We start from the raw sequence: 8,444 nt of genomic DNA, 5'->3' as shown, positions 1-8,444 counted from the left end.
AGTTGACGCTGATCGGCGGTGGCAGCTTTATCAAGATCGATGCTGGCGGCGTGACGCTGAGTGGGCCGGTGATCAACATGAACTCCGGGGGTGGGCCGGGTAGCGGGACGGGAGCGGCGCCGTTGTTGCCGGGGGTGTTGAAGCAGGCGGATGCGGATAAGGCTGGGCAAGTCGTTGCCCCTTCCCTTGCTTCGTATAAAGCGCAAGCAAAAACGGGGGTGCTACTACCTACCCCTTCATGCCACCTCGATGCTTCCGGCCATTGCCCCATTCACCAGCCGGGGAAATCAGCATGATGGAGTCTATTCCTTCGCCGTTCGAACGACCCTCGTCACCGGGCACGATGTGCTTGATTCTGGATGGCAGCTTTGATGCGGATTTGCTGGCGCGTCTGTTTCAGGGTGACGAACAATCTCGCCCTCGGTGTATTCCACTGTTCCTCAATACGCCATATGCCGAACTTCAACCGGCTGGACCTTACGTTGTCGTGTGCCCTGCAAAAGGCGAATCAACGGCGTATGCCAGTGCCCTGCTGGAGCAGTCCGATGCCGGCTGTGTGGCCTGGCTGAGCAACGAGCAAGACTTGGACAACGGGGTTGAACATTGGCGAAGCCTGCTCACTGTGCGCACCGACGACGCGCCGCAACAGATGATGCGGTTTTTCGATCCGCGATGGTTAGAGCCCTTGCTGCGCAGCCTTAATGAAACTGAGCGCAACCAGTTTATTGGGCCATTCACCGCCATGGCCTGGCGTAACGAAATGGGCTGGCGGTACTACGCCAGGGCGGCCCAGAGCCTAGCGGCCGCACTGCAACCGCCCGCTTGGCTGTACCTGAGTCCGGAGCGCGAAGAGTCGATTGAGCAAGGTCGATTGAAGGTCATTGCAGCACGCTTTGCCGAAGACTATCGCGAAGTGTTGCCTGCCCAAGACACTGTCGAGTTTGTACATCGTCAATTGCTTGCTGGACAACAAGCGGGCTACCAACAAATGGCAGATCAGGAGCGCTGGCTACGCCTCGCCATAAGCCGTGGAGATTCCTTTTGGGCGACTGCCCCGGATGCAGAACTTCTGGCTCGTAACGACGTGGCGCTGGGTGAAAAATTGACTCAGCTGGAAAGCCTCTGAATCACAAGGACGATGAGCAATGAGCAACACCTATACCGTCAAAAGCGGCGATATCCTCGGCAACATTGCTAGCGCAAACAAATGCTCTGTGGCGGATCTACGGGCACTTAACCCCATTATTACCGACCCCAACCACATCAAAGCCGGTTGGGTGCTGCAGTTACCAGCCACTAAAGTGTTGCCGCCACCCAAGCATGCGGACAACCAGAGCACCACCAGTGTCAAGGGCGAAGCTCAATGCAAGGACGAACTGGTGGACGTGGTGCATATCACCGGTGAAGACACTTTTTATGTTCTGACGGAAAAAGAGTCAAAAGCACTCAAAACGCAGACTGACCTCGTCAAGAACCTTATGGACGAGCTGCACCAGAACCTGGCCAAGGCCACCCAAGCGAGCAAATGTACCAAGGCATCAAATCCTCAGACCAGTTGCGCCTGCTCGCGATGTGTCAAAGACGCCTGGAACGCCAAGGCTGAAGATGCCGGGTTGGTGCAGCGATCAGAGCCACCGCCGGAAAAAGCGACCACAAAGGCGGTTACGCGCAAAGAAGACTTGCAAGGTCAGTTGGCAACAGTGCAGCAGGCACGTGATTGGTATCAGCGTTATACGCCAAAAGTTTCGCTTGGGGGCAACTACCTGGAGAGCAACTGGAAACAGCTGCAAGCCAAAAAAGTACTCGAATTGAACGCCGAGATTGAATCACTGCGAACCAAGATCGCAGCGCAAGGAAAGGCCGAAGCCGGCGACAGTTCCACCAGCGCCAACAGCGCTGCGCCGGACATCAAGCATGGCAAGGGAAAAGCCACCGAAAGCCAAAAAGGTCGACAAGTAAAAACTGGCATTACCGTTATCGAAGTCATCTCGTTCAGCGACCCAAGCCGCCGGCACTACATACCGATGAGTTACCGGGAACAACTTGACTGGAAAGTGAAGGTCAGCACGAAGGTAATGCAGGGCAAGCCACTCGATAAAAACCTGGCTAAAGAGCTGTTCAAGGACATCAAGTCCGCCGTCAATGAAAGCCGAAAAACCAGCCCCCTTGGTAGTCTGGAAGCCAAGTTTACGAGCTGGACGAGCAAAGACGACAATCTGCTTAATGCCCTGCATAAAGAATGCTCCTGGACTTCCAACCAGGCAGACTCGACGAAATACGCCGTCTCTGCCGAAGCCCACGCCTTCCGTTTCGCCGCCACCGCCAGCGCCGGCATCAACAGCTGGGAGCCCGGCAAAGGCAACATCGAAGTGGGCGTGAAAGGCAGTGCAGCGATCTCGCTGGCGGAAGGCTCTGTTGCGCTCAAGAGCTTCTTCCCCGATCAGGGCGGTTACGTGGTGCGGATGCCTTACCGCAATGCCGAGGGCAAAGAAGTGGTGAGTGACATCGGCATTTTCCGCCTTGACGGCAAGGTCGAATTGTCGTGCTTCGCCGGGGCGACAGCCCAAGGCCAGGCTGGCGTCAAAGCGCAATATAAACCCAAAGAAGTTGAGGCGTCGGGGGCTACAGCGTTGCTCAGCACGCCGAGCATTGCGGTGGATAAAAAGCGCGGAGGCAGCGTAGGTTTGAAGGGCAACGCCTTCGCCGGTGTACAAGGTGGCGGCACAGTGACCGGAACGTTGAAGTGGCTTGATCCAGCCAAGCAAGGGGGCGGCAAAATTGTCGCGGGCCAGGCGAATGATAGTGGCAGTACAGACTGGGCGAGTCTGGTTGAGGTCAAGGCTGAAGGCAATGTGGCGCTTGGCGTTGGAGCAGGTTTTGATTTCAGCATTATCATTCGAAGTGATCGCTTGGAAATTAACTGCAAGGCCAGCCTGGTATTTGGTCCAGGGGCCGGTGGTGGTTTTGGAACGGCGGTCGATTTAGAGCAGGTCGGTAACCTGGCATATGTGTTTTGCAGTGCATTGTCGAAAGCGGATTTTCACTACCAGCTTGCGGTGACTCAGGATGCTTTCAATTACATGGCCAGGGGTCTATTCCAAATTGCAACTAATCCAGGGCAAGCAGCGGGCAAGGCATTTGAGGATGGATCCCGTAGCATGGGCCTTTGGTGGAAACAACGTGAGGCTACTAAACAGGAAGCACAAAATTTGGCGAGGTATCTGCTCAGAAACCAAGCCATTAACGTGAATGACAAAAAAATCCCGCTCAAGATGCTGCCACCAGAAACCATTGGACCGATGGTATACCTACTAACCGAAAGCTTTGTTGAAAGCTGGGCTGAAGACCAGCAAAAGGCAGTCGTACTATTGCTGTCTCATTTGCACAGCTGGCGGCACTTCTTCGAAGTATTAGAACACTGCTCGAAGGGTGGTGAAAAAGTCCTAGCCATGGATAGCCTGAGTCGTATCAATGCCCTATTAGATGGACAAGAACAACGCGAATTCAATAAGTTTATCGGAAGCTTAGCGGTCAACGACAATACTTCATCGCGTTCAGGTGGCATGCTGGCGTGGACGCCGGGTCCATCATGGCGCAAAGAAGATGTATTAGTCGCCGCACGACGCAGTAATCTGTTTGACGGCTTGGCTTGATTCTACAATTTAAATAAGGGCGCCACTGGCGCCCTTATTATTTATCTAGCTATAGCGGTTTACCTGACTGAATAGCGCAGCGAAAACCAGTGCCTGGATAGTACGCTTTTTGGATAGGTTTATCTGGCCAACGCCGTACGATAGGAGCAGCAAATAAAGGGGCCTCTGGATAATTCGAGCCACGCTTTACTTTCTCTGTTCCCGTCGCAGGTCCTTGCGGATTCTCTAGAGGTGAGTTTTGATAATAATCTTTACCGTACCAGTCATTAACCCAGTCAGTAGCATTACCTGACAAATTGTATATACCTAAAGGATTTGGGGTGAATCTGTTAACAGCAAACGTCTCGCCTCCGCCTTCTACTGGAAAGTTTTTCCCATAGTCTAGACTACCGGTATCTGTAGGAAACAGCACATGCTCGCCACGGTTGCGGGCGGCATACTCCCATTGTGCTTCTGTGGGCAAGTCTATTGGATAACCACTCAATTGGCCAACCCATTGACAGTAATCCTTGGCCTCCTGCCAGCTTTTTGTAGGAGCCGGTAAATTCGGCGTATACATATTTTGTAGATCTGCTCTGTCTCGGAATTTTATATCAAACACCGGCTTACCCTGCGCGGTAAAAAACAGGTCAAAATCACCTAAGTTAGTTTGAAACTTCGATAGATAATAGCTACTTAGTTTTACCGGATGAACAAAGTCGTCGTTACCATCTGGGCTGATATTGCACATCTGCTCAGGATCTTGCCCACAAGGCCAAGTACACACATCCTTTTCGTCGTACTCACAAATCCAACCGAAGTCTCCCATATCAAACTGACCACCCTCGACAAACACCATATTGTCGATGGACTGCACGACGGTGTTGAGTACCTTGCCGCGCAGTTCGCTGGATAGATCAGGGTACGTCTTCGCAATGGTGGCAGCGATGGCGGATACTTTCTCTGGCGCAAGACTCTTGCTATTTGGCAAAGGACCGGATTCCGCCTCGCAACCGACTAAAAACATCATGGCTGGCAGGGCAAGTACGAGCTGACGTAGCACTGGAAATATCCTTATAAAATGCGACAAAGGCCGAACATTAACATCCCCTGCCCTTACAACAAAGTCCCACACAAAGCCTTTCAAAATGTCGGTAATTACCAGGACGTTTCATCGACCGCGAGCGCGGCAAATATTTAGCGAAGCGCAACCTGGATCGTCACCGCAGTGACTTCCAACTGGTCGAAGGTAAAGCGATCAGCCGTTGCTGGTCAGTGGCTACTTCCGAGCCCTGACCCAACACACGAAAATCAAGTGGAACGAACTGTGGCTGCTGACCGACGTCCTCCAAGGAGGCCTCCACTATCAATGGGACGCCGCGAACCGCCTCGCGCAAATCACTCTGCCCGGCGGTGCAACCCGTGCGTTCACCTATAACGCTTACGGCAAAGTCACCGCCGAACGCGATGAACTGGGCCGCGTCACCCGCTACGAGTATGCGGATAACCTGCATCTGGTCAGCCGTCGCATCAACCCGGACGGCAGCCAACTGCGTTACCACTACGACAACTCGCGCCTGTTGCTCAGCGAGATCGAAAACGAACGTGGCGAGCACTACCATCTCGATTACTACCCCAACGGCCTGATCCAGCAGGAAACCGGCTTCGACGGTCGCCGCACCGCTTACGAGTACGACCTCAACGGCCAACTGCTGAAGAAAACCGAATTTGGCGACGACGGTAGCGAACTGATTACCGAGTACCAGCGCGACGCCGCTGGGCGCTTGCTGGTAAAAACCCTGGCCGATGGCGAAGAAATTCACTACAGCTACGATGCATTGGGTCGCCTGGTAAACGTCGACGACGGCCACTGGCCTCTCGCCTACGAATACGACCTGCAAGACCGCCTGATCACCGAACACCAGGGTTGGGGCACCACGCGTTACGAGTACGACAAACTCGGCCAACTGAGCCACTGCCGCCTCCCCGACGGCAGCAAACTCGACTACCGCCACCAATCCGGTGGTCGCCTGAGCAGCATCGACCTCAACGGCTCACGCCTAACCACTCACCAGTTCAGCGCCGGCCGCGAGCAGCAACGTCAACAAGGCCTGCTGCTCAGCCAATACCAGTACGACGAACAAGGCCGACTGCAAGCCCACACCGTGGGTCAGCAAGATCGCAACCTGTTCCAGCGTCGCTACGCCTACGATGCCAATGGCAATCTCGCGGGTATCGACGACAGCCGCAAAGGCAATCGCAGCTACCACTACGACCCGCTCGACCGCCTGATCAACGTCCGTGGCACCACCCCGGAAAGCTTCGCCCACGACCCGGCGGGCAACCTCCTGGGCCAGGGCGACCAGCCAACCGCAAACCTGGCCAACGTCAAAGGCAATCGCCTGCTCATGCAGGGCGACCGCCACTACGACTACGACGCCTACGGCAACCTGGCGCGCGAACGTCGAGGAACCGGACAAAAACTCGTCACTGAATACCGTTACGACTGCCAACACCGCCTGATCGGCGTCAGCCTCCCCGGCGGCAGTAATGCAACCTACAAATACGACGCCTTTGGCCGCCGTATCGCCAAGATCGTGGATGGCCACACCACTGAGTTCCTGTGGCAAGGCGAACGTCTCATCGCCGAAAGCGCCAACAACCGCTACCGCAGCTACATCTATGAACCGGGCACCTTCCGCCCATTGGCCATGCTCGATGGCGAAGGCCCGCTCAAAGCGGAACCGTTCTACTACCAACTCGACCACCTCGGCACCCCGCAGGAACTCACTGACTACAGCGGCCAGATCATGTGGTCGGCGAAGTACCGCGCCTACGGCAACCTCGCCACCCTCGACGTCGCCGAAATCGACAACCCGCTGCGCTTCCAGGGTCAGTACTTCGATGGGGAAACGGGCTTACATTACAACCGGCATCGCTACTACAATCCGGGCACTGGACGGTATCTGACGCCGGATCCGATCAAGCTGGCTGGGGGGTTGAATAACTACCAGTACGTGCCTAACCCTACGGGGTGGGTGGATCCGTTGGGGTTGGATACATGTCCAGGCGGTGATGCATGCAAACCACCCAACAACTCTGCAAATGCGACAAAGCCCGAAGGCTTGCCGATGACGCAGGAAAAATTTGATGAAATCATCGACCTTGATAAAACTAAGCGACCCGATGATCCCGGTGACTATCTGCCAGCGAGCTACATCAATGCGCACCGAGAGTTATTCACAAAGGAAGGGGGCTCGTTTGTAGTAATCGAAAAATGGATTACAGGTACTAGATTCCCGAGTCTTCCCGAGCGCAAATTCGTTGGTTTATCGTCTGAAATGGATAAGGTTGTTGGTAAGTACAAGTCATCCAAAAACGACTGGCGGGTACTCAGCGACGAACTTAATCTGGGCGCGGATGACCTTTCCGATACTGCGATCTATCTTGTTCGTGTAAAACCGGGAGATGCGCGATTCAAGTTCGAAATGCCGAATGGCAAAGAAAATGGTGCCTATCCAAAAGAATGGGTCCCCGGTGGAGCAACGAAAAGCGGGACTAAAGAGGCAGCCCTGATAGGCTCTGAAAAAATCCAACACAACAAAAATGTTGATGAATTACTAAGCCAATTTGAGGACTGGGAGAAACTCCAATGAAAACTAAATTTCAGATCGCGCTGAAAAACAACGAGCCGGCAGAATTCTTCAAAGGTCAAGGACAATATTTTTCCCGAGATCCTGACTGGGAAGACCACCTCTACATCAACAACTGGCAGGGGCTCTGCGGGTACCTTAAACTGAAAGACAACCCAAATGAAATACTGCTTGAAGCATTCAGTAAATACTTAGTATCGCTGAAAAACACCTATGAAGATGCGGACTCCTTACTACTAAACATCAGTTGCTACTACTCAATGCAAAAAGACACACCTTTCATGTCCGCCGATGGTTTTGATTTGGTATCGAACCTTAACGAACCAAACAAAAAAATAATCGGAGATCTATTTAGAATACTTCGTAGTGAGTACGCCAAAAAAAACGCCGGCAAACCCGTGATAAGTCTCGATCAATTCCTGTCTGAAATCAAAACAAACGGCTGTAAAGTTGACTTAGAAAAACTGTAGAACGTAAAGCAGCAAGCGAGGGAAATTGGAGGCCATCTGCTATTTTTTTTTGGGAGCAACCAAACTCGAACCAAAAGAAATAGCTTTAATTGGATCAGAGCGTATTACCCATGACAGGCGGGTGGGGACGTTGTTGAAAAACTTAGACGGGCGGAAAACAATCCCAATGCAAACCACGTTCGAAACTGCCTTAGATCAACATGAGATCTCCGAATTCTTCAAAGGAAATGGTATCTACTTTGCTAGAGGATCCGACTGGGGTGATCATCTATATGTAAGCAACTGGGCAGAAATGTGCGGCGTACTTGAAACCCAGAAAGCCGCGCAGAGCTTATTGTCGACTATATTTGAAGAGTACGCGAGATACCTCAATGAAAATTACGAAGACGCTGAAGGTCTACTTTCAAATATAACAGCATATTGCATAACAAGACAAAAATCCCCATTTCTATCCGCCGACAACTACGACCTGATCAAGAGTCTCGACAACAAAAGCAAAGAAAATATAGGCCGCCTATTTAGACTTTTAAGAAAAGAGTACGATATAAAAACCAAAGATCTACAAATGCTTTCGTTCGAACAACGACTTCAAAAACTAAAAAGCAACGGTTGCTCCATTAATCTTGAAAATCTTTAAATGACAGAAATTTTCCCTCCTTTTTAAAATCAGCCCCCTCTTTAACCAAAGC

At 52.5% G+C, this 8,444-nt stretch carries 5 protein-coding genes and 3 pseudogenes; 7 read left to right on the top strand and 1 reads right to left on the bottom strand.

Annotation, left to right across the window (positions count from 1 at the left end; genetic code table 11):
- The 3 genes and pseudogenes from K0F88_RS32665 to K0F88_RS29580 all read left to right on the top strand — a co-directional run.
- Window positions 1-296: pseudogene (locus tag K0F88_RS32665) on the top strand (type VI secretion system tip protein VgrG); the annotation flags it as partial.
- Window positions 293-1,126 carry a DUF4123 domain-containing protein gene (locus K0F88_RS29585; RefSeq protein WP_219097519.1) on the top strand — a complete coding sequence of 278 codons (834 nt, stop codon included), beginning with the start codon at window positions 293-295 and terminating at the stop codon, window positions 1,124-1,126. The pseudogene K0F88_RS32665 and the gene K0F88_RS29585, both read left to right, overlap by 4 nt.
- A 19-nt stretch (window positions 1,127-1,145) precedes the next feature.
- The gene (locus K0F88_RS29580) at window positions 1,146-3,653 is read left to right on the top strand and encodes a LysM domain-containing protein (RefSeq protein WP_219097518.1); all 2,508 of its coding nucleotides are present in this window, start codon (window positions 1,146-1,148) and stop codon (window positions 3,651-3,653) included.
- Between the two features lie 49 nt (window positions 3,654-3,702).
- Here K0F88_RS29580 and K0F88_RS29575 read toward each other — a convergent pair whose 3' ends face one another.
- Window positions 3,703-4,695 carry a formylglycine-generating enzyme family protein gene (locus K0F88_RS29575; RefSeq protein WP_257605396.1) on the bottom strand — a complete coding sequence of 331 codons (993 nt, stop codon included), beginning with the start codon at window positions 4,693-4,695 and terminating at the stop codon, window positions 3,703-3,705.
- A gap of 98 nt (window positions 4,696-4,793) precedes the next feature.
- On the opposite strand from K0F88_RS29575, the pseudogene K0F88_RS29570 reads away from it, so the two are divergent.
- The 4 genes and pseudogenes from K0F88_RS29570 to K0F88_RS29555 all read left to right on the top strand — a co-directional run.
- Window positions 4,794-4,990 (top strand): annotated as a pseudogene (locus K0F88_RS29570) (hypothetical protein); the annotation flags it as partial.
- A gap of 3 nt (window positions 4,991-4,993) precedes the next feature.
- Window positions 4,994-7,288: pseudogene (locus K0F88_RS33085) on the top strand (RHS repeat-associated core domain-containing protein); the annotation flags it as partial.
- Window positions 7,285-7,755 (top strand): hypothetical protein, encoded by a 471-nt coding sequence (locus tag K0F88_RS29560; RefSeq protein ID WP_219097517.1) that lies wholly within the window; start codon window positions 7,285-7,287, stop codon window positions 7,753-7,755. The pseudogene K0F88_RS33085 and the gene K0F88_RS29560, both read left to right, overlap by 4 nt.
- A 25-nt stretch (window positions 7,756-7,780) precedes the next feature.
- Window positions 7,781-8,392 (top strand): hypothetical protein, encoded by a 612-nt coding sequence (locus K0F88_RS29555; protein ID WP_257605395.1) that lies wholly within the window; start codon window positions 7,781-7,783, stop codon window positions 8,390-8,392.
- Window positions 8,393-8,444 lie beyond the last annotated feature (52 nt).

Origin of the sequence: Pseudomonas sp. UMAB-40 (genome assembly GCF_900095275.1) — a bacterium.
Taxonomy (GTDB): domain Bacteria; phylum Pseudomonadota; class Gammaproteobacteria; order Pseudomonadales; family Pseudomonadaceae; genus Aquipseudomonas; species Aquipseudomonas mandelii_B.
This window is presented reverse-complemented; position numbering and strand designations above follow the sequence as displayed.